The sequence below is a fragment of the gamma proteobacterium SS-5 genome (genome assembly GCA_009497875.2).
Lineage (GTDB): Bacteria > Pseudomonadota > Gammaproteobacteria > Chromatiales > Chromatiaceae > Magnetovirga > Magnetovirga frankeli.
The window spans coordinates 576,226-596,941 of record CP032508.2; the positions used below are offsets into that span (position 1 = coordinate 576,226).

16 protein-coding genes and 1 pseudogene are annotated in these 20,716 nt (G+C 60.1%); 2 read left to right on the forward strand and 15 right to left on the reverse strand.

What is annotated here, in order from left to right:
* Positions 1-774: 774 nt before the first annotated feature.
* The 9 genes and pseudogenes from D5125_07950 to D5125_07995 form a co-directional block, all read right to left on the reverse strand.
* Positions 775-1,185 (reverse strand): annotated as a pseudogene (locus tag D5125_07950) (type II toxin-antitoxin system RelE/ParE family toxin).
* A 160-nt stretch (positions 1,186-1,345) separates the two neighbouring features.
* Positions 1,346-1,756: a hypothetical protein gene (locus tag D5125_07955; protein QFY89425.1), complete on the reverse strand. Its 411-nt coding sequence runs from the start codon at positions 1,754-1,756 to the stop codon at positions 1,346-1,348.
* 43 nt (positions 1,757-1,799) lie between these two features.
* Complete coding sequence (locus D5125_07960) at positions 1,800-2,090, reverse strand: zinc ribbon domain-containing protein (protein ID QFY89426.1); 291 nt, start codon at positions 2,088-2,090, stop codon at positions 1,800-1,802.
* Positions 2,091-2,564: 474 nt separating this feature from the next.
* Positions 2,565-2,999 (reverse strand): DUF29 domain-containing protein, encoded by a 435-nt coding sequence (locus D5125_07970; GenBank protein QFY89428.1) that lies wholly within the window; start codon positions 2,997-2,999, stop codon positions 2,565-2,567.
* A gap of 672 nt (positions 3,000-3,671) precedes the next feature.
* Entirely contained in the window at positions 3,672-5,324 is a 1,653-nt protein-coding gene (gene aceF, locus D5125_07975; protein QFY89429.1) for a dihydrolipoyllysine-residue acetyltransferase, read from the reverse strand.
* A 16-nt stretch (positions 5,325-5,340) separates the two neighbouring features.
* Complete coding sequence (gene aceE, locus D5125_07980) at positions 5,341-8,004, reverse strand: pyruvate dehydrogenase (acetyl-transferring), homodimeric type (GenBank protein QFY89430.1); 2,664 nt, start codon at positions 8,002-8,004, stop codon at positions 5,341-5,343.
* A gap of 389 nt (positions 8,005-8,393) precedes the next feature.
* Positions 8,394-9,098, reverse strand: a complete 705-nt coding sequence (locus D5125_16980) for a hypothetical protein (protein QPB72225.1) — start codon at positions 9,096-9,098, stop codon at positions 8,394-8,396.
* A gap of 111 nt (positions 9,099-9,209) precedes the next feature.
* A complete protein-coding gene (locus tag D5125_07990; protein QFY89431.1) occupies positions 9,210-9,518 on the reverse strand; it encodes a sulfur globule protein CV1 in 309 nt (102 codons plus the stop codon).
* 206 nt (positions 9,519-9,724) lie between these two features.
* Positions 9,725-10,489, reverse strand: coding sequence for a VacJ family lipoprotein (locus D5125_07995; protein QFY89432.1), 765 nt, complete (start codon positions 10,487-10,489; stop codon positions 9,725-9,727).
* Between the two features lie 221 nt (positions 10,490-10,710).
* Here D5125_07995 and rnt point away from each other — a divergent pair, with 221 nt between their 5' ends.
* Positions 10,711-11,355, forward strand: coding sequence for a ribonuclease T (gene rnt / locus D5125_08000; protein ID QFY89433.1), 645 nt, complete (start codon positions 10,711-10,713; stop codon positions 11,353-11,355).
* Positions 11,356-11,372: 17 nt separating this feature from the next.
* Here rnt and grxD read toward each other — a convergent pair whose 3' ends face one another.
* Positions 11,373-11,711, reverse strand: a complete 339-nt coding sequence (grxD, locus tag D5125_08005; GenBank protein QFY91091.1) for a Grx4 family monothiol glutaredoxin — start codon at positions 11,709-11,711, stop codon at positions 11,373-11,375.
* Positions 11,712-11,801: 90 nt separating this feature from the next.
* Positions 11,802-13,598, reverse strand: a complete 1,797-nt coding sequence (locus tag D5125_08010; protein ID QFY89434.1) for an N-acetylglutaminylglutamine amidotransferase — start codon at positions 13,596-13,598, stop codon at positions 11,802-11,804.
* A gap of 156 nt (positions 13,599-13,754) precedes the next feature.
* Between D5125_08010 and D5125_08015 the strand changes: the two genes are divergently transcribed.
* On the forward strand, positions 13,755-14,339 hold the full coding sequence (locus D5125_08015) for a superoxide dismutase [Fe] (GenBank protein ID QFY89435.1): 585 nt from the start codon (positions 13,755-13,757) through the stop codon (positions 14,337-14,339).
* 271 nt (positions 14,340-14,610) lie between these two features.
* Here the strand turns inward: D5125_08015 and dxs are convergent, their stop codons facing one another.
* The 4 genes from dxs to dprA form a co-directional block, all read right to left on the reverse strand.
* Entirely contained in the window at positions 14,611-16,479 is a 1,869-nt protein-coding gene (dxs, locus tag D5125_08020; protein QFY89436.1) for a 1-deoxy-D-xylulose-5-phosphate synthase, read from the reverse strand.
* A gap of 75 nt (positions 16,480-16,554) precedes the next feature.
* On the reverse strand, positions 16,555-18,834 hold the full coding sequence (topA, locus tag D5125_08025) for a type I DNA topoisomerase (GenBank protein ID QFY89437.1): 2,280 nt from the start codon (positions 18,832-18,834) through the stop codon (positions 16,555-16,557).
* Positions 18,835-19,003: 169 nt separating this feature from the next.
* Positions 19,004-19,480, reverse strand: a complete 477-nt coding sequence (locus D5125_08030) for a DUF494 domain-containing protein (GenBank protein QFY89438.1) — start codon at positions 19,478-19,480, stop codon at positions 19,004-19,006.
* A 122-nt stretch (positions 19,481-19,602) separates the two neighbouring features.
* On the reverse strand, positions 19,603-20,706 hold the full coding sequence (gene dprA / locus D5125_08035; protein QFY89439.1) for a DNA-protecting protein DprA: 1,104 nt from the start codon (positions 20,704-20,706) through the stop codon (positions 19,603-19,605).
* Positions 20,707-20,716: the final 10 nt, after the last annotated feature.

Here is a 20,716-nt window from a genome sequence, read left to right on the forward strand (position 1 = left end):
GTCATTACTTGGGCGCGAGGTTAGATATTAATCGTTGCATAAGTTCTTGCAGTTGATGTTATTCACTGGGCGCTTCTAATTCAGGCATCAGGAAGGAATTTAAACTGCCATTACTTTTGCAACAATTAATAGCTAACAATGGAAGTTTCGATGTAAACAGTTTTGCCCATTCGTTCCCCTTTATTCAAGCACCTAAAATGGCGGATGCGCTGTCGCCAACCCGCCAGCAGCGCTTATTAACGCAAAGTTTCAATCCTCAGCATAACGTTCGACTGCATAACGCTGACCACTATCCTATGTTATGCTTATCCGTCACGCTGCATAACGACTAGCGTAACCGGCGGGCTTTGGAGCGCAGCGGAAAAGCCGGTCCGAGTTGACGGTTCTGTTAGCTGTGAATTGATGCATGTACGAAAGGCTTAAACCCCTCCTTGTACATTTGAACAATAGTTTTCTGTGTCATAACTTGCACAACCTGATTATTAGAGGGTGACGGGAGCATTACCTGTTTGTTCCAATCGATAACGGCCTCCCAAAAAAGCGCATTTCGGCAGATCAAAATCAGTTATTAGCAATACAAAACGGGATATAATCAGTTTCTTTTTGGCAAAACCAGATGTTGGGACAATCAGGTAATGCTCCCGCAAAGTACAGGGAGCTGTCCTTTATTGCCAACCATGCATTCAGTAAATTAATAATCAAATTGGTTAAAATAATCGTGGTCTGTCCCCTATTATTCGCTGCTGGGTATAGACCGAATCAAGCCCAAGGGCGTCAAATCAAGCTGTCCGTTGTCTCCGCAGCGTGGATGTACTGCATTCCCACACATCGCGAAAAGGAAATAGGGGTCTGACCCCTAATTTTCCTATACAGTCGATCAGCGACGGGAATCATTCTGTCATACCAGAGATTATCACCCGTCTTATCTCTACCAATGAGTAGGATAGCCGTCCGTCTCGGGTCAAAAGCAAACAATGTCCGGTAAGGTGATCCGTGAATCTGCGTGCGCAATTCCTTCATATTGGCGTGCCTCGAACCCTTCACATGATCCGCATGAGGTCGGGCCAAGAGGGGACCACGCTCAGCCAAAAGGCAGATGGACGCGTCCAAATCGATCTGCTACTCCTAGGTTAAGGACTCCCACCACGCCTCAAATTCATCGGTGTATTCGATTTCCCAGTTCATGCCTTGGAGTATTAACCAGAAGAAAACAGAGGTCTGACCCCTGATTTTCAATCAAATTAGTTCAAATAATCGTGGTCTGTCCCCTATTATTTGTCCCCTATTATTCGAGCTGTGCGGCACAAACGGAGCGAGCGTAGTTTGCGTCCGAACGAGCGCCTTGTTATGTGTTGCCTTCAATTTTGTATGGTTCTAGGATTTGACTGAAGCGTGACGTTAATTTTGTTTGAAAATAAGTGCCTTTTTCTTGCCATTTTTTATCCGATATGACCTGCTCTACTTGATTTAAGATTTCGTCGTGTGGATATAGATAGACATTGCCTTCACTCATAAAACAGATGTACAGTTTTTTGGCACGGTATTTTTTAGCGAATGACGGGCCTCCTTTTAATTGAACCTTAATATCAGAAACCCCATCAATATGAACCGCAATGAAGTCAGCGCCATTCCAATCATTAGATAGCCATATTGACGTGTAACCATAATCAGCTAGAACTGCAGCCACTTTGTGGAAATTGTACATTTCCTGAGCTTTGGCATTTAGATCTCTATAATTGATTCTTTCAAGCTTCATGATTTTTACACATAACGGTTAAGCTAAGGGGTAGAAAAAGGCGCTAGCCTGTAATACCACGCATATTGCCACACACAGAACATTTTGCCTTTGTTTTATTATTCAGAGCAATAATAAGCCATATAATTGCCCAAGAACCAACAGTTACAATTGTAAGTATAAAATGGATAACATGAGCAGTATTTGGAGCTTTATGTATTGTTTCTCTACCACATTTTTTACACATTCGTAAATTGCTTTCCATACCTTTCGATATAGGTAATCCACAATGTGGACATGAAGGAGCACTATCTGATATTTCTTTTTGACACTCTGGACATTCTATTAAAGCCATAATGACTCCGTTGGTGTTTATATTTGTTTGCATATAACGTTGCCGGTAAGTTGCCCAAAATTACGGCTTACCGAAATTGAAATTTGCCACAAAACTCGAGCTGCGTTTTTGGGTCAACTTGAGCGTCCTTGTTATGCGATGGAGTTGAACTATGACGAGTCACTTGAAGTCACCGCCTGCAAACTCATTAGCAGTGTTCAGCCGGAGCAATGGCATGCAACTGTGATTAAACATAGACGATGCCAACAATATGAAACGAAGGCGGAGGCTGAACACCAGCAATATTTTAATGGATGATAGCGCAATGCTTTGGAAGTAGGAGTTATCTTGACGCATAGTATTATTTTTGATGAAGCGCATAACAGTGAAATAGACTAACGTCTTCCAGTATTGTGCTAGACTGTAATCATCTAGCATAGAATTTTAAGAGAGAAATAGGGGTCAGACCCCTGTTGTCCCAATCGGGTGATTCTATCAACTGGCGGGTAACCAGCCATCCTGCAGAACTTCATCAAGCATTGACCAAAGGCAGGTCTCTGGAAAATCAGCCAAACCGGTTTCGCTAGCGGCCTGTGCAACGGCATCAGCCCAAATCTCTGCTTGCCAATCCGCATCGGCAAGAACGGGCTGCAATCCAGGACTCTTTGCCAGACGCTTTTTGATGCCTTTTCTCTGTTCAGTAATGGTTCGCGCCCAACTTGCTGTTTGGCGACCAGGTTGATATTCCCACTTCAGCAAGTGAGCCAACAACAAAGCCATCCGGTTTGCCAATTCGCGTTGCTCACTTTTGCCTACGTCCTCAATCTCCTCCGCAATGTGTTCTATATCCAGGAGGTCAAAGCGGCCAGCACGAATAAGGCCCGCCTGTTCCTTCGCCCAGGCAACAACATCGGCTTCGTACGTATGCATGCTCAACACCTTTACTAAGAATCCAATACAAGCACAGAGCGGGTTTACCGCTGGACGCATAGCTCTACCAATTTCTGCGGCTTGCTAGGGCACTGCCGAATTCCTTGAGGAAGCGGTGGGCGTAGTTAGTGCCTGAAATGAGGCTTGCAGGCTCGCCAACCCGCTGGAAAAGGCCCATTAAACTCTACCTGATTACCCACAAACCTCAGCCTATCGGAGAGACTGGCCTTTACCTGCACCTGACAGCACATAGGGCGGCCCATGGCCGCTGCGCCCTCGCAAGGAGCAATCTCATTGCAAGCGGCTTGGCGGCGGGCGCGGCCCGCCCTATGCCTCGCGGCAAGCCAACGCCAGACGAAGGCTGAGATACATGGGTCATCAGGTCAGACTTTGCGCCCTTTGCGTTTCCCTATTTAACTGTGAAACAACATGGCCGCCTGTCAATCTGGGAGCTCCGAGCCCCGGAAATTCCGATCTGATGCTCGGAGGGGCAAAGGTTAGGCGTGGCCCTGCCCAGCAGCAACCCCGGATTCCGCTGCGCTGCATCCGGGCTACTTCTTCCTCATTCTTCTCTGCGTCCTTTGCGCTTCTTTGCGTCCTCTGCGTCCCATCGATTTGGAGATGTTTCATGTTCTGGGGTGGTGCTGTCTGCCCCATGATCGTTAGGTTTAACTACAACAACAACCGGCGGATGTCACCCAGCAGGCTGGTCAGCAGGCTGGTGAAGCGTGCACCCTGGGCACCGTCGATGACGCGGTGGTCGTAGGACAGCGACAGCGGCAGCATCAGCCTCGGAGCGAATTCGCTGCCGTTCCACACCGGTTTCATCGCCGCGCGGGACACACCCAGTATCGCCACCTCCGGCGCGTTGACTATGGGGGTGAAGGCGGTGCCGCCGATGCCTCCCAGGCTGGAGATGGAGAAGCAGCCGCCCTGCAGGTCGCCGGGCAATAGCTTGCCCTCCCGCGCCTTGGCACTGAGCTGCATCAGCTCGGCGGCCAGGTCGAACAGGGATTTCTGCTCCACATCCCGCAGCACCGGCACCAGCAGGCCGTTGGGGGTGTCCACCGCCACACCGATGTGGACGTATTTTTTCAGCACCAGGCTATCGCCCTCGGGACTAAGGGAGCTATTGAACTCAGGCAGGGCCCTGAGGGCGGCGGCGCAGGCCTTGAGCAGGAAGGGGAACAGGGTCAGCTTGAGGCCACGCTGTTCCGCCTCGGCCTTGAGCCCCTGGCGGAAGGCCTCCAACTCGCTGATGTCCGCCTCGTCGAACTGGGTGACGTGGGGAATGTTCAGCCAGCAGTTGTGCAGATGGCCGCCGCTGAGCTTTTTGATCCGACTCAGGGGCTTGATCTCAATGCCGCCGAACTTGCTGAAATCCACCTGGGGCAGCGGCGGCAAAGCGAAGGCGCCGCCGCTCGCCGCTGGCGCACGTGCCTCGCCGCCGAGGGCCTTTTTGACGAAGTTCTGCACGTCCTCCTTGAGCACCCGGCCCTTGGGTCCGCTGCCGCTGACCTGGGCCAGTTCCACCCCCAGCTCGCGGGCAAAACGGCGCACCGCAGGTCCGGCATGGGCCTTGCGGCCGCGGGCTATGGCCTGCATGTCGTTGGGGGTGGGCATTACCGGCGGTCGCCGCCTTTGCTGCTCTCCGGCCGGGCGGGCGGTCTGTTCTGTATCGGGCTCGCTTTCGGATTGGCCAGCGGGCTCGGCCTCGGGTTGCAGCTCGGCGGCAGGCAGGTCGTCCAGTTCGCTGACCTCGAACAGGGCGATGATGTCGCCCTGATTGAGCCTGTCGCCCAGCTTGATGCGGTATTCCAGCAACTTGCCGCTGAAGGGGGCGGGTACCTCCATGGAGGCCTTGTCACTCTCCAGGGTAACCAGGGAGGCGTCCTTTTCGACCTGATCGCCCGGCTGGGCGAGGATTTCGATCACCTCCACGTCCTTGAAGTCGCCTATGTCCGGCAGGGTCACCTCGACCTGGGATGCCGCGCCAGTGCTGGGATCGGGCTTGGACTCGGTCTCGGACTCTGCCTGCTCGGCTGCGGCCTGTTGTGGCGGCTGCGGCTCCTGTTGCGGGGCTTGCTCGACCTGTAGCTGGAGGATCAGATCCCCCTGGTTGAGTTTGTCGCCGATCTTCACCGCGATGGACTCCACCACCCCGGCCTGGGGGCTTGGGATCTCCATCGAGGCCTTGTCGCTCTCCAGGGTCAACAGGGAGGTCTCGGCCTCTACACGGTCACCTGGGGCAACCAGGATCTCGGTAACCTCCACATCGCTGAAATCACCAATATCCGGCAGCAGTACTTGGCTTTGCTTTGACATCTTCGCTCCCCCTGCCTTAGGCCGAGATCGGGTTGGGCTTGGCGGGATCGATCTTGTATTTCTTGATCGCCTGATCCACCACCTCGGTCTTGATCCTGCCCTCATCGGCCAGGGCCTTGAGAGCCGCCACCGTCGTGTAGTAGCGATTCACCTCAAAGTACTTGCGCAGCTGGGTGCGCAGGTCGGAACGGCCAAAGCCGTCCACGCCCAGGGTGAAGTAACGCCGCCCGTCCAGATAGGGACCAATCTGCGCCACATGGGCGCGGATGTAATCGGTCACCGCAATCAGCGGGCCCTGGCTGGGGCCTATCTGTTGCGCCAGGTAGCTGGTGCGCGGCTTCTCGCTCGGGTGCAGCATGTTCCAACGCTCCACCGCGGCGGCATCCCGCTGCAGTTCGCTGAAGCTGGTCACGCTCCAGACATCAGCGGCGATGTTGAAGTCCTGCTCCAGCAGCTCGGCCGCGGCCAGGGCCTCGCGCAGTATGGTGCCGCTGCCGAGCAGTTGCACCCGCGCCTTGGCCTTGGGCTTGGCCGACTCGCGGCAGCGGTAGATGCCACGGATGATGCCCTCTTCCGCGCCCTCGGGCAGGGGCGGCTGGGGGTAGTTCTCGTTCATGGTGGTGACGTAGAAGAAGACATTCTCCTGCCGCTCCATCATGCGTTGCAGGCCGTTGTGGATGATTACGGCAAATTCGTAGGCGTAGCAGGGATCATAGGCGACGCAGTTGGGGATGGTGCTGGCCACCAGCAGGCCGTGGCCGTCCTGGTGCTGCAGGCCCTCGCCGGCCAATGTGGTGCGCCCGGCGGTGGCACCGATGAGGAAGCCGCGCGCCTGCATGTCACCGGCCGCCCAGGCCAGATCGCCGATGCGCTGGAAGCCGAACATGGAGTAGTAGATGTAGAAGGGGATCATGCCGATGCCGTGGTTGGCATAGGCGGTGGCAGCGGCGATCCAGGAGGACATGGCACCGGCCTCGTTGATACCCTCTTCTAGGATCTGACCCTGCTTGTCCTCGCGGTAGGACATCACCTGGTCATGGTCCACCGGCTCGTACAGCTGGCCGACGGAGGAGTAGATGCCGAGCTGGCGGAACATGCCCTCCATGCCGAAGGTGCGCGCCTCGTCCGGCACTATGGGGACGATGAACTTGCCCAGGGCCTTGTCGCGGCTGAGCAGGGTGAGCAGGCGCACGAAGGCCATGGTGGTGGACATCTCGCGCTCGCCGCTGCCCTCGGTCAGGCTGCCAAAGGCGCTCAGGGGCGGGGCCTTCAGCGCCTCGGCATCGGTGCGCCGGGCCGGCAGATAGCCGCCCAGCTGCTGCCGACGCTCATGCAGATATTTGATCTCTTCGCTGTCGTCGGCGGGCTTGAAGAAGGGCGCTGAGGCGATCATGTCCTCGGGGATGGGGATATTGAAGCGGTCGCGGAAAGAGCGCAGATGGGCCTCGGCCATCTTCTTCTGCGAGTGGGTGATGTTCTGCCCCTCGCCGGCCACGCCCATGCCGTAGCCCTTGACCGTCTTGGCCAGGATCACCGTCGGCTGGCCCTGGTGGTTCATCGCCGCGGCATAGGCGTTGAATACCTTGATCGGGTCATGGCCACCGCGATTCAGGCGCCAGATGTCCTCGTCGGACATGTTCGCCACCAGGTCCGCCAGCTCCGGGTACTTGCCGAAGAAATACTTGCGCGTGTAGGCACCACCGTGGGCCTTGTAGGCCTGGTATTCGCCGTCCACCGCCTCTTCCATGCGCTTGACCAGCAGACCCTGCTTGTCGCGGGCAAACAGGGGGTCCCAATAGCTGCCCCAGACCACCTTGATCACGTTCCAGCCGGCACCGCGGAATACCGCCTCCAGCTCCTGGACGATCTTGCCGTTGCCGCGCACCGGGCCATCCAGCCGCTGCAGGTTGCAGTTGACCACGAACACCAGATTATCCAAACGCTCGCGCGAGGCCAGGGAGATGGCACCGAGGGATTCGGGCTCGTCCATCTCGCCATCGCCGCAGAAGGCCCAGACCTTGCGGTTGCCGGCGTTGATCAGACCGCGATCGTGCATGTAGCGCATGAAGCGCGCCTGATAGATGGCCATCAGCGGCCCCAGGCCCATGGAGACGGTGGGGAACTGCCAGAAGCCGGGCATCAGCCAGGGATGGGGATAGGACGACAGGCCCTGGCCATCCACCTCCTGGCGGAAGTGGTACAGCTGTTCTTCCGTAATGCGGCCTTCGAGAAAGGCGCGGGCGTAGATGCCGGGGGCCGAGTGGCCCTGGAAGAACACCATGTCGCCGTCGTGGTCCTTGTCGCGGGCATGAAAGAAGTGGTTGAAGCCCACATCGAACAGGGTGGCACTGGAGGCAAAGCTGGCGATGTGCCCGCCCAGCTCGGTGGAGATGCGGTTGGCCTGCACCACCATGGCCATGGCGTTCCAGCGGATGAAAGAGCGGATGCGCCGCTCCATCGCCTGATCCCCCGGATAGGGCAGCTGCTTGGTCACCGGGATGGAGTTTACATAGGCCGTGTTCGGCGTATAGGGCAGATAGGCGCCGGAGCGGCGAGCCTTGTTGATTAGACGGGTAATCAGATAATGGGCGCGCTCGGTCCCTTCGTTTTCCAGCACGGAGTCCAGAGCATCCAGCCATTCCTGGGTCTCCTGGGGATCGGTATCGGGTTTTGCAGTCATAAGCAGGGATTTCCTCGCCGGACAGGTAAACCTGGAAACAGCATTTGACCAGGGAGCCACAGAGATCAGAGCGAATGCTCAATGCGTTACATCTCAGTCCCGCTGACCTTGAAGGTGTTGAGCGTCAACCCTGCAAGCCATGGATTCTGCTCTGTGGGTGCTGTGGCTTAACTGCCGAATTTTGGGTAAATAGGGTGTGGTCCGTTTTGGCCGAAGGGTGCATTAAACGGCCTAGACGGGCGAAGTGCAAGTGCAGAAATTCTGAGCCATGGGGCAATTCTTTTTTTATTCAAACAGTTGAACTGCATCCACTAGCCGGTTCGGGGACAAAAAAAGGGCGCAGATCACTCGGAACTGCGCCCTCGGAGAGGATTGACCGGTCTGGCCGATTAGCGGGTAAGGCTGGGCTGTTCCGGATAGAAAGGCGCAGGAGCAGCACCCATCATCTGGCTGCGGCGCTCTTCCATCTGCTGCATCATCTCAGCGCGACGCTGTTCGGCGGCCTTGCGCATCTCATCTCTGGAGCTGTTCATGGCCATGCCGGGCCGGGCCTGACGGCGCTCCTCGGCCTGCTGACGCATCTCGTCTCGACGCTGCTGGGCCTGCTGCATACGCTGTTCCATCACCTCGTTGCCATAGCCGGGCATGCCAGCGCGCTGCTGCTGCATCCGTTCCTGCATGGCCTTGCGCTGGGCCTGCATCTGTTCGCGGCGCTGTTGCAGATCGGCAGGCATGGCCGGGGTGGTGCCCATGCGTTGCTCCAGAAACTTGCGCTGGGCCTCGGCGGCCTTCTCGAAGGCGGCCATTTGCTGTTGCTGAAACTGTTGCATCTGTTCCGCGCTCTGCTCGGGGGCCTGGTGGCCGGGGGCCACTGCCGGGCCGTAGGCGTGCGGCGGATAAGCGTAGTAGTAGGGTGCATCATAACCGTAACCACGGCCCCAACCGTTGCCACGGGCGTTCATGCTCATGTTGAAGTCACCAACACCATCACCGAACCAGTCATTCATGCCATGGCCGGGACCACCCCACCAGGCTTGCGCGGAGGCAGAGAAGGCCAAAGCGGCAGTGGCCGCCAACAGAGAAATCTTTTTCATAGTGCACCTTGGGAAAATAGTGTGGGGAGGGCGACACATCCCTGTGCCAGGTACCGGTGCGATTACGCGGGCCTTGGGCCTGCCGCGCCGGTGTTTAGATCCTGGGCAGGATCAGTCGGCCTGCTTGGCAGCCGGGGCGGCGGGAGCGGCCGGTGCGGCATAGGGGGCGTAGCCGTAGGGCGCGCCATAGGCGGGGTAGCCATAGCCGTAGGGGCCATAGTAGTAGGGGTTGTAGTAGTTGTTGTAACCACGGCCCCAGCCGTTGCCACGGGCGCTCATGTTCATGTTGAAGTCACCCCAGCCGTCACCGAACCAGCTGTTGTCGTTGTAGCCATTGTTCCAGGGGCCCCACCAGGCCTGGGCAGAGGCAGAGGCGGCCAGCAGGGTGGCGATAGAAGCGGCTTTGATCAGATTTTTCATTGAGCAATCTCCAAAAAAAGTAGAAATGTATTCGTCAACAGCCGCGCTGTGCGACCGTGAGGAGAAGTCTATAAGTAAATGCTTAAATTGCTAAATACTATTTTTTTATGGAGAGATAGATTTTTTTATGAGATAGGGGGGGGACAGAGGACAGAGGCGCTTCTTTGCGCCCCCTGTCCCTGCGTCCTTTTTGGCTCTGGCCGTCCTTACCAGTCTGCTGGGGCGTCTTCCGTGCCCAGGTCGCCCTCGAAGCTGATCTGGCCGTCTCTGACCAGGCTTTCGCGCCGTTGCAGATAGGCGTCACGCACGAAGCTGTAGGGGTCTAAGGCCGCTACCTCCAGTACATCGCTGGCGGCCAGGTTGTCGGCGCGCATATCGACGAACTCCAGCACCTTCAGGCCGTATTGCCAGTCCTTGTCGATATCGTATTTCCAGTGATCGGGCCAGTCGTCGTGGGCGGCGTAATTGACCGGGTCCAGATAGGAGTCAGCCACCATGCCCAGGGTGTCGCGGATGTTGCGCGGGCCGAAGAAGGGCAGCACCAGATAGGGGCCGGGGCCTATGCCCCAGTAGCCCAGGGTCTGGCCGAAGTCCTCGCCGTATTTCTCCAGCTTGAGCTGGCTGGCGACATCGATGAGACCGAGCAGGCCCAGGGTGCTGTTGATTGCCACCCGGCCCACATCGGAGGCGGCCCGGGTCAGCTTCAGCTGCAACAGGTTGTTGACTGCCGAACCCACATCATCGAGATTGGAGAAGAAGTTGGTGACGCCCTGATCCACGGGCTCCGGGGTGATTGCCCTGTACCCCTTGGCGACGGGCTTGACCAGTACCCGGTCAACGCCGTCATTGAAGGCATAGACCACCCGGTTGACGCCCTCCAGGGGGTCACGCGGGTCGGTGCTGGCGCAGCCGCCAAGGCCGCTCAGCAGGGCGATGATGAGGAGGGTCTGTAGTGGGCGCTTGCCGGACATCTCAGGGCTCCTTGGCCAAATTCCCGCATGGAGAAGTCGATTCTGCGGTGAGTTTGCCGCCAAGGATAGAGAATCAACCGTCTTCAGGCAACATTATTTCGCATTTTTCGCTATACTGGGCCAAGAATTTTGCCCTGATCTAGATTTTAACAATCAATCGGTTGCAAATACTAGCTCAGGCTGCATCTCAATTTCAGGCCGCGCTATCGGCAAGGGGACTCATGGCACAGACAGATCAAGACATTGGCATGCACAACCGCTTTCGCGGCTATCTGCCCGTGGTGGTGGATGTAGAAACTGGCGGCTTTGATGCCAGAACCCATGCCCTGCTGGAGGTGGCGGCGGTGACCCTGCGCATGGACTCCACCGGCATGATCCACCCGGACGAGTGCCTGGCCTGTCACCTGGAGCCCTTCGCCGGTGCCAAGCTGGACCCCAAGGCCCTGGAGTTCAACGGCATAGACCCGCAACACCCGTTCCGCGACGCCCTGCCCGAGGCCGACGGCCTGCGCCAGCTGTTTGCGCCAATCCGTCACGCGGTGAAGGAAAACGGCTGCAAACGCGCCATTCTGGTGGGGCACAATGCCTTTTTTGATCTGGGCTTCATCAATGCGGCGGTGGAGCGCTGCAAGATCAAGCGCAATCCCTTTCACCCCTTCAGCACCTTCGATACCGTCTCCCTGGCCGGTCTGGCCTATGGTCAGACGGTACTGGCCAAGGCCGCCCTGGCCGCCGGGCTGAATTGGAACAGCAAATCCGCCCATTCGGCCATCTACGATGCCCAGCGCACCGCCGAGCTATTCTGCCGAATCCACAACCAATGGCAGGAATTCAGCCCCAAGCGGCCTTGGCTGGGGGCTGATTAGAGTGCTCATCAGGCTTTTCAAACTTCACCCTTCAAACTTTCTTTAGCCACCGCATCCTTGACCATCTGCTGCAACTCACCGCTTTCGTGCATCTCCAGGGTGATGTCGCAGCCGCCAATCAGCTCGCCGTTGATATAGACCTGGGGGAAGGTCGGCCAATCGGCAAAGCGCGGCAGGTTCTCGAAGATCTCCTGATCCTGCAGCACATTGACATAGGCGAACTTCTCGCCGCAATCCTGCAACGCCGCTGCGGTGCGCGAGGAAAAACCGCACATGGGGAACTGCGGCGTGCCCTTCATGTAGATCACCACCGGGTTGCTCTCGACCTGCTCTTTGATTCTATCCAATACGTCCACGTCATTAACCTCGTCTTGAAACGGATGCCAGCTGGCCAGTTTGGGGTTCATGGCCGGAATGTCAACCATCGAAGCCTTGCAGGTATTGCCCTACCCCGCCGCCCCATCGACCTGCTGCTGTAGCCAGTACTCCAGCAGCGCCAGCTGCCAGAGCTTGCTGCCGAGGATGCGGGTGTGGTGCATCTCCGGGGCCGACAGCAGCAGCTCGACGTAGCCGCGCCGGTAGAGACCGCGCTCGCGGCAGGCCTGGGCGTTGAGAATGTCGCGCATGAAGTCGAGGAACTCGCCACGCACGAACTTCAGCGCCGGCATGGGGAAATAGCCCTTGGGGCGGTCGATCACCGCGTCCGGCAGCAGGCCACGGGCTATGGCCTTGAGGGGAAATTTGCCGCCGCTGGCCAGCTTGAGGCTGGGCGGGCAGCGCGCCGCCAGCTCCACCAGCTGGTGATCGAGAAAGGGCACCCGCGCCTCCAGGCCCCAGGCCATGGTCATGTTATCCACCCGTTTGACCGGGTCATCGACGATCAGGGTGCTGGCGTCCAGGCGCAGCACCGCGTCCATGAACTCATCAGCGCCGGGCGCTTCCAGCTGCTCGGCCAGCCAGTCGCCGGTGTAATCGGCACCGGCAAACGGCGCCTGCACCAGGCTCAGGAATTCGGCGTGGTCGCGATCCAGATAGTGCCTGGCGAAGCGATCCGACCGGCTGCCCTGGGTCTCCGCCTGCATCCTTGGGTACCAGAAATAGCCGCCGAACACCTCATCCGCCCCCTGCCCGGACTGCACCACCTTGACCTCCTGGGATACGCGCTCGGCGAGCAGGTAGAAGCCGATGGCGTCCTGGCCGAACATGGGCTCAGCCATGGCCGCCACCGCCTCCGGCAGCCGCTTGAGCACCTGATCGTTGGGCACCAGGAACTTGTGATGCCGGGTGGCATAGCGCTCGGCCACCGGGTCGGAGTACTCGAACTCGCTGCCTTTTTCCTCCGGGTGATCCTCAAAGCCGACGGAGAAGGTGCGCAGGTCCGCCACCCCCGCCTCCGCCAGCAGGGCCACCAGCAGACTGGAGTCCAGACCGCCGGAGAGCAGCACACCCACCGGCACATCGGCCACCTCGCTGCGTTTCTTGACTGCCTGGCGCAGGCCCTGGTGAATCGCCTCGATCCACTCTGGGTCGGACATGGGCCGCTCTGGCCGGGTCGCCTGCAGCTGCCAATAGCGCACCGGCGCGGCGGTTTGCGCTGATTCTCCCGCCGACAGGGTCAGATGATGCGCCGGCGGCAGCTTGCGGATGCCCTGCAAAATGGTGCGTGGTGCCGGGATCACCCCGTGCAGGCTGAACAGGAAATGCAGGCCCACCGGGTCTATGGCCGTATCTATCTCGCCGCTGGCGAGCAGGGCCTGGCTGTTGGAGGCAAAGCGAAAGCCGCTGGCATTCTGGCTGAAATACAGCGGCTTGATGCCGAAGCGATCGCGGGCGAGAAACAGCCGCCGTGGGCCCCGCTCCCAGATGGCGAAGGCGAACATGCCGTGCAGACGCGCAACGCAGGCCGCGCCCCAGCGGTGATAGGCCTTGAGGATGACCTCGGAATCGCCCTCGGAGAAGAAGCGATAACCCAGCCCGCCCAGCTCGGCGCGCAGGGCCTTGTAGTTGTAGATGGTGCCGTTGAACACCAGCACCAGACCCAACTCATCGTCCAGCAGGGGCTGATTGGAGCGCGCCGACAGGTCGATGATCGCCAATCGGCGATGCCCCAGGGCCATCTCGCCATCGACAAAGCGCCCGCCGCTATCCGGCCCGCGCCGTTCCAGCCTGGCCAGCATGCGCTCGATACGCTGGCCGTCGGCCGGCCGCCGGTCATATCTCAACTCACCGCAGATTCCGCACATCCTCGGGTTGCCCTCAATCGGCCCGGGCTTTTGCGCCGTCGGCGGACAGCGGCGCAAAAGCCCAGGGTTTGCATGGAAAGTTTGCCATCCGCTTGCATTTTCGTCCCCTGCACCCCATGTCGCTGGTTCAAATTCATCAACCAAAGGAGCGCCACCATGGCCCATGAACTGCCTGTCCTGCCCTATGCCATCGATGCCCTGGAGCCGGTGATTTCCAAGGAAACCCTGGAGTTTCACCACGGCAAGCACCACAACACCTATGTCACCAACCTGAACAACCTGGTGCCCGGCACCGAGTTCGAGAACGCCAGCCTGGAAGACATCATCCTGAAGTCCGAAGGCGGCATCTTCAACAACGCCGCCCAGGTGTGGAACCACAGCTTCTATTGGAACTGCCTGCGCGGCCCGAGCGACAGCAACGCCCCCAGCGGTGAACTGGCTGCGGCCATCGACCAGGCCTTTGGCTCGTTCGATGAGTTCAAACAGAAGTTTGCCGCCTCTGCCGCCGGCAACTTTGGCTCGGGCTGGACCTGGCTGGTGAAAAACAGCGACGGCAGCCTGGAGATCTTCAATACCTCCAACGCCGGCACCCCCATGACCAGCGGCAAACAGGCCCTGCTTACCGTGGATGTCTGGGAACATGCCTATTACATCGACTACCGCAACGCCCGGCCGAAGTACCTGGAGGCCTTCTGGCAGCTGGTCAACTGGGACTTCGTCGCCAGCAACCTGGCCGCTTAAGCCGACCCAGTATCCCTTGAGCCTATAAACCGCAGATTAAGCCGATTATTGCAGATTAAATAATTTATTTTCATTGGGTTAGAGTGACTTGGCCAGTCACCCGCTGGGTGAGTGGGTGTACTTGGCAAACACACTGAAAAATCTGTGTAAATCGGTGAAATCTGCGGTTCAAATGCTCTTTTTAGGTTGAGTAAACCAGGCAAGGCCGGGCGCTATCGCCCGGCCTTTTTTATTAAAACCACTCCGGCAATGGCCCCGCCCCCGAGGGCTGTCATAGCCATCGTTTGATTCTGGCCCATAACTGTTCGGCATCCAGGCCGGCGTCGGCTCGCTGCTGATCCTGACTGCCGTGCTCGATGAAGCGGTCCGGCAGGCCCAGATTGCACAGCCTGACCGGTCGGCCCTGGGCCGCCAGCCACTCGTTCACCGCCGAGCCAGCGCCGCCCTGCACGGCGTTCTCCTCCAGGCTGATCAGGGTAGCGTGACCATCCGCCAGCTCGCCCAGCAGGGCCTCATCCAGGGGTTTGACAAAGCGCATGTCCGCTACCGTGGCGTTGCACCGCTCGGCCACGTCAAGAGCACTCCCGAGCAAGCCGCCAAAGGAGAGGATGGCCAGCCCCTCACCCTGGCGTACAATCCGCCCCTTGCCGATCTCCAGCGGCTGCGGCGGCGTACCCGGCTGGGCACCGGGGCCCGTGCCACGGGGATAGCGCACCAGCGCCGGGCCGGGATAGCGGTAGGCCGTCTCCAGCATACGCTGGCATTCGACCTCGTCGGCCGGGGCCATGACCAGCAGATTGGGGATGCAGCGGCAGAAGCTCAGATCAAAGGTACCGCCGTGGGTGGCACCATCGGCCCCCACCAGACCGCCACGATCCACGGCCAGGGTGACATCCAGGTTCTGCAGGGCGACATCGTGGATCAGCTGGTCATAGCCGCGCTGCAAGAAGGTGGAATAGATGGCCACCACCGGCTTTAGACCGTCACAAGCCATGCCGGCGGCCAGGGTGAGGGCATGTTGCTCGGCGATGCCGACATCGAAGTAACGGTCGGCAAAGCGCTCACGGAAGGCAACCATGCCCGAACCCTCGCCCATGGCCGGGGTGATGGCCACCAAACGAGGGTCTTGCTCCGCCTTGTCGCACAGCCACTGGCCGAAGATCTGGGTGTAGGTCGGACGGCCGGAACCGCCGTTCATCTCGCCGGTGTCCGGATCAAAGGGGGTGACGCCGTGATAGACGCAGGGGTCGTTCTCCGCCGGGTGGAAGCCGCGCCCCTTCTGGGTCACCACATGCAGCAGGCGTGGGCCCTGCATCTCGCTCATGTTACCCAGGGTGGTGAGCAGGCTGGGCAGGTCGTGGCCGTCCAGTGGACCGATGTAGTTGAACCCCAGCTCTTCGAAAAAGGTGCCGGGCATGACCATGCCCTTCATGTGTTCCTCCCAGCGGCCCATGAAATCGCGCATACCGGGGATCTTGCCGATGGTGGCCTTGCCGCCGTCGCGCACGCTGTTGTAGAAGCGGCTGGAGAGCACCTTGGCCAGGTAGTTGCTCATCGCCCCTACCGGCTTGGAGATGGACATATCGTTGTCGTTGAGCACCACCAGCAGGTCCAGGTCGCGCATGGAGCCGGCGTGATTCAGGGCCTCCAGGGCCATGCCGCCGGTCAGGGCACCGTCACCGATGACGGCGATACTGTGGCGCTTGAGGCCTTGCCGCCGGGCGGCGATAGCCATGCCCAGGGCGGCGCTGATGGAGGTGCTGGAGTGGCCCACACCAAAGGTGTCGTAGGGTGATTCGCTGCGCTTGGGAAAGCCGGAGATGCCTCCGCTCTGGCGCAGCCCGGCCATCTGCTCGCGGCGGCCGGTGATGATCTTGTGCGGATAGGCCTGATGACCCACATCCCACACCAGGCGGTCCTCCGGGGTATCAAAGACATAGTGCAGGGCCAGGGTCAGCTCCACCACCCCAAGCCCCGCCGCCAGGTGGCCGCCGGTGCGGGATACGGACTGGATCAGAAAGCGACGCAGCTCATCGGCCAGCGGCTGTAACCGCTGCGGCGGCAGGCGGCGCAGGTCGGCCGGACTGTCCAACAGACTCAGCAGCGGATAATCCGCCCCCTCGGACGCGACATTGCTCATGTTTCCCCTTTGCCAAGCAAAGCGGCCATAGTACCCCCGCCCCTGCCTGAGCGTCCATGCGTTCTCCCTTCTCCCTTAATCCTCCAGGGTTTCAACAAAATCACATTCCTTTTGTGGACAGACCTTCTGGCTGCCGCTGCGCTTGGTGGTCTTCAGGGTCAGAATCGGCCAGCCGCACTTGGGACAGGGTTCGTTCAGCGGCTCATTCCAGGTGGCATAGTCACATTTCGGGTAGGTAGAGCAGGAATAAAATATCTTGCCGCGCTTGGATTTGCGCTTGAGCAGGCTACCCTGCTGGCACTGCGGGCAGTCCACGCCAGTGTCCTCGGGTTTGTCCAGGGGTTCGATGAAGCGGCACTTGGGGTAGCCGGTGCAGCCGATGAACTTGCCGTAGCGACCCTGCTTGATCACCAGGGCCGAGCCGCATTCCGGGCACTCACGGCCCTCTATGGTCTCGGGCTGGGCCTGGGGCTCGCTGCCGTCGCTGTCCAGGTTGCGCGTGTAGGAGCAGGTCGGGTAGTCGGTGCAGCCGATAAAGCGGCCATGCTTGCCCAGCCGTATGGCCAGGGGCTTGCCGCATTCGGGACAGGCCTCGTCCATCTGCTCCTGGGTCACGTCGCTGCGCTTGACGTTTTCCTGGGTGTGATCGACGCGGTCCTTGAACGGCTGCCAGAACTGCTCCAGCAGGCCGACCCAGTCCTCTTCGCCACGGGAGACGGCGTCCAGCTCGTCCTCCAGCTTGGCAGTGAAGTCGTAGTCCACGTACTGGGTGAAATAGGCGGTGAGGAACTTGTTCACCACCCGGCCCACATCCGTGGGCTGAAAGCGTTTCTTATCCAGGGTAACGTATTCCCGGTCCTGCAGGGTGGAGATGATGGAGGCGTAGGTGGAGGGGCGGCCGATGCCGTATTCCTCCAGGGTCTTCACCAGGCTGGCCTCGGTGAAGCGCGGCGGCGGCTCGGTGAAGTGCTGTTCCGGGCGGATGGCGCGCAGATCGACCTCATCGCCCTCCTGCATGGGCGGCAGCAGGCGGTCCTCGCCATCGGTTTTCTTGGCATCGTCCTGGCCCTCCTGATAGAGCTGGATGAAGCCGGGGGTGACCAGGGTGGAGCCGCTGGCGCGGAAGATATTGCCCACCCCGGCGCTCAGGTCGATGGTGACCACCGACAGGGTGGCGTGGATCATCTGACAGGCCAGGGTGCGCTTCCAGATCAGCTGATAGAGCTTGAACTGGTCGTTGTTCAGATGGGATTTGATCTGCTCCGGGCTGTGGTAGGCCGAGGTGGGGCGGATCGCCTCATGGGCCTCCTGGGCGTTCTTGGATTTGGTCTTGTATTGGCGCGGCGTGCTGGGCAGGTTGGCCTGGCCGTATTTTTCGGCGATGTACTGACGCAGCTCGGCAATGGCCTCATCCGCCAGGTTGACCGAGTCGGTACGCATGTAGGTGATCAGGCCCACCGCGCCTTTGCCGATGTCTATCCCCTCGTACAGCTGCTGGGCGGTGCGCATGGTGCGCTGGGCGGTGAAGCCGAGCTTGCGCGCCGCCTCCTGTTGCAGGGTGGAGGTGGTGAAGGGCGGTGCCGGGTTGCGCTTGCGCTGTTTCTTCTCGACCTTTTCCACCCTGAGCCGACCCTGGGCCTCGGCCTGCAGGGTCTGCTCCACCGAGCGGGCGCGGTGTTCGTCGGTGATGCTGAACTGCTCCAGCTTGTCGCCGCCGAAGTAGGTCAGCTTGGCCTCGAAGGCCTGGCCCTGATGGGCGGCATCGGCCTCTATGCTCCAGTATTCGCGGGCCTCGAAGGCCTCGATCTCCAGCTCCCGCTCGACGATCATGCGCAGCGCCGGGCTCTGCACCCGGCCGGCCGACAGGCCGCGGCGGATCTTCTTCCACAGCAGGGGGGAGAGGTTGAAGCCCACCAGATAGTCCAGCGCGCGGCGGGTCTGCTGGGCGTTGACCAGGTCCATGGACAGGCCCCTGGGGTTGGCCACCGCATCGCGCACGGCGTTCTTGGTGATCTCGTTGAACACCACCCGATGCACCGCCTTGTCCTTGAGCAGCTTGCGCGTGTTCAAAAGCTCGTACAGGTGCCAGGAGATGGCCTCGCCCTCGCGGTCCGGGTCAGTGGCCAGGTAGAGGGCATCGGCATTCTTCAGCGCCTTGCTGATGGCCTGGACGTGCTTGTCGTTGCGCTCTATGACCTGATACTTCATGCGGAAGCGGTCATCGGGATCGACCGCGCCCTCCTTGGGTACCAGATCGCGCACATGGCCGTAGGAGGCCATGACCTCAAAGTCCTTGCCCAGGTATTTCTTGATGGTCTTGGCCTTGGCCGGGGATTCGACGATGACCAGGTTCATGGATAGACAATTCCTGCGGTTGCGGATGGTGGGTGCTTTTTTAGTAATACGGGGCAGGGGGATGGGATGTCAATAGCCCCAGGGCGAAAGCGTTGGATGGGTTCAGGCGGTCGCCGGGTAGCGCCTTGCGCAGCCTAGGCAGCTGGCTGACCGCTGACGGCTGATTGCTTCAGTGCAAATAGACCGGCTCGTCGTTATACACCAGGTCTTCCATGCGGGCGAAGGCCAGCTCCTCGCCGGGCTGGTTCATCAGCACCAGCAGCACCGTCCATTTGAGTTCTTCTTCGCTGATCAGGGGGGCATCCAGGGCCAGTACCCGCTCGATCACCAGTTCCCGGGTGAGCGGGCCGATCAGCTCGTTCTGCTCCAGAAACAGCAGGTAGCCACGGCAGTCCAGGTCCAGCCGCTGCTGCTCCTCGTCGGTATAGATGCGCATGGCGTTGAGTTGCGGGGCGCGCCCTGTGGGCTCTTGCTGGATCAGGGCCAGCTCGTCGAGCCATTGAATGGCCTTTTCCACCTGCCGGTTGGGAAAGCCGGCCATGTTCAGCTCGTCCAGCAGGTCTTCGTGATCGACCGGCGGCGGCGCTTCGGCATCCATATAGTTCTCGTACAGATAGATGAGTACATCCACCATGGTATCTGTCATAGTCGCTCCGCTAGAGTGTTACTGTGAAACATCCGTGGCAACGCACGAGTCCCGAGCCCCGAGTCCCGAAGCGGCCAAGATAGGTTTCATGTTCAAGGGTGTCGCTGTCCGCTCCATGTCCGTTAGTGCAAACGGCAGTATAGCCCGCCGGGGACCGATGATACATGACCCTCCAGTTCGAGCAACAGCAGCATGGAGGCAACCTCCTCCACGCGCAGCCCGCACAGCGCCACCAGCTGATCCACCGAGATCGGGTCAAAGCCCATTTGATCAAGCAGTTGGCGGTGATCTGCGGGCATCTCGGTCGGTGCGTCCGGGGCCGTTTGCGCGGCCTGCCCCGACACCAGCAGGCTGCCCAGCAGGGGGGCCAGTTCCTCGACAATGTCCTGCGCCGTCTCCACCAGCTTGGCCCCGTTCTTGATCAGGAAATGACAGCCACGGGCCTGGGAGTTGTGGATCGAACCGGGGATGGCAAATACCTCGCGGCCCTGTTCGTTGGCCAGGCGGGCGCTGATCAGCGAGCCGCTCTTGAGCGCCGCCTCCACCACCAACACCCCCAGGGACAGGCCGGTGATGATACGGTTGCGGCGCGGGAAGTTGCTCGCCTGCGGGGCGCAGCCCAAAGGGAATTCGCTGACCAGGGCCCCGCCGCCCTGGACGATGGCATGGGCCAGGTCACGGTGGCGCGGCGGATAGATGCGGTCCACCCCGGTACCCATCACGGCCAGGGTATGGCCCCCGGCGTCCAGCGCGCCCTGATGGCTGGCACCGTCTATGCCCAGGGCCAGGCCGCTGGTGATGCACAGGCCGCGTTCGGCCAGATAACGGGCAAATTGACGCGCCGTGCGCTCCCCGCTCGGGCTGGGGTTGCGGCTGCCCACCAGGGCCAGCTGCGGCAGGTGCAAAAGCTCGGCATCGCCGCAGACAAACAGCAGCGGCGGCGGGTCGGGCAATTGGCGCAGCAGTTCGGGGTAGTCGTCCGAGGTGGCCAGCAGGAGCCGGTTGCCGGGCTGCTCAAGCCAGGCCAGATCGGCCTGGATGCGGCTCAGGTCGGGCCGCGCCAGCCAGTCCAGGGCGGCGTCCTTGAGCCCCTCCTCGCTCCAGCCGGAACGGCCCGCGCCAAGGATCGGCAAGGGGCCGCCGAAGCGCTCCAACAGCCGTTGCAGCCCCCGTGCGCCGAGCCCAGGGGTGCGATGCAGGATCAGCCAGGCGCTGAGTTCATCCATCTCCAGGCCG

What these genes read in the sequence shown, in the direction of transcription:
- D5125_07955 (QFY89425.1), bottom strand. Translation starts at nt 1,756, where the DNA reads ATGAAGCTTGAAAGAATCAATTATAGAGATCTAAATGCCAAAGCTCAG.
- D5125_07960 (QFY89426.1), bottom strand. Translation starts at nt 2,090, where the DNA reads ATGGCTTTAATAGAATGTCCAGAGTGTCAAAAAGAAATATCAGATAGT.
- D5125_07970 (QFY89428.1), bottom strand. Translation starts at nt 2,999, where the DNA reads ATGCATACGTACGAAGCCGATGTTGTTGCCTGGGCGAAGGAACAGGCG.
- aceF (QFY89429.1), bottom strand. Translation starts at nt 5,324, where the DNA reads ATGTCAAAGCAAAGCCAAGTACTGCTGCCGGATATTGGTGATTTCAGC.
- aceE (QFY89430.1), bottom strand. Translation starts at nt 8,004, where the DNA reads ATGACTGCAAAACCCGATACCGATCCCCAGGAGACCCAGGAATGGCTG.
- D5125_16980 (QPB72225.1), bottom strand. Translation starts at nt 9,098, where the DNA reads ATGAAAAAGATTTCTCTGTTGGCGGCCACTGCCGCTTTGGCCTTCTCT.
- D5125_07990 (QFY89431.1), bottom strand. Translation starts at nt 9,518, where the DNA reads ATGAAAAATCTGATCAAAGCCGCTTCTATCGCCACCCTGCTGGCCGCC.
- D5125_07995 (QFY89432.1), bottom strand. Translation starts at nt 10,489, where the DNA reads ATGTCCGGCAAGCGCCCACTACAGACCCTCCTCATCATCGCCCTGCTG.
- rnt (QFY89433.1), top strand. Translation starts at nt 10,711, where the DNA reads ATGGCACAGACAGATCAAGACATTGGCATGCACAACCGCTTTCGCGGC.
- D5125_08010 (QFY89434.1), bottom strand. Translation starts at nt 13,598, where the DNA reads ATGTGCGGAATCTGCGGTGAGTTGAGATATGACCGGCGGCCGGCCGAC.
- D5125_08015 (QFY89435.1), top strand. Translation starts at nt 13,755, where the DNA reads ATGGCCCATGAACTGCCTGTCCTGCCCTATGCCATCGATGCCCTGGAG.
- dxs (QFY89436.1), bottom strand. Translation starts at nt 16,479, where the DNA reads ATGAGCAATGTCGCGTCCGAGGGGGCGGATTATCCGCTGCTGAGTCTG.
- topA (QFY89437.1), bottom strand. Translation starts at nt 18,834, where the DNA reads ATGAACCTGGTCATCGTCGAATCCCCGGCCAAGGCCAAGACCATCAAG.
- D5125_08030 (QFY89438.1), bottom strand. Translation starts at nt 19,480, where the DNA reads ATGACAGATACCATGGTGGATGTACTCATCTATCTGTACGAGAACTAT.
- dprA (QFY89439.1), bottom strand. Translation starts at nt 20,706, where the DNA reads ATGGATGAACTCAGCGCCTGGCTGATCCTGCATCGCACCCCTGGGCTC.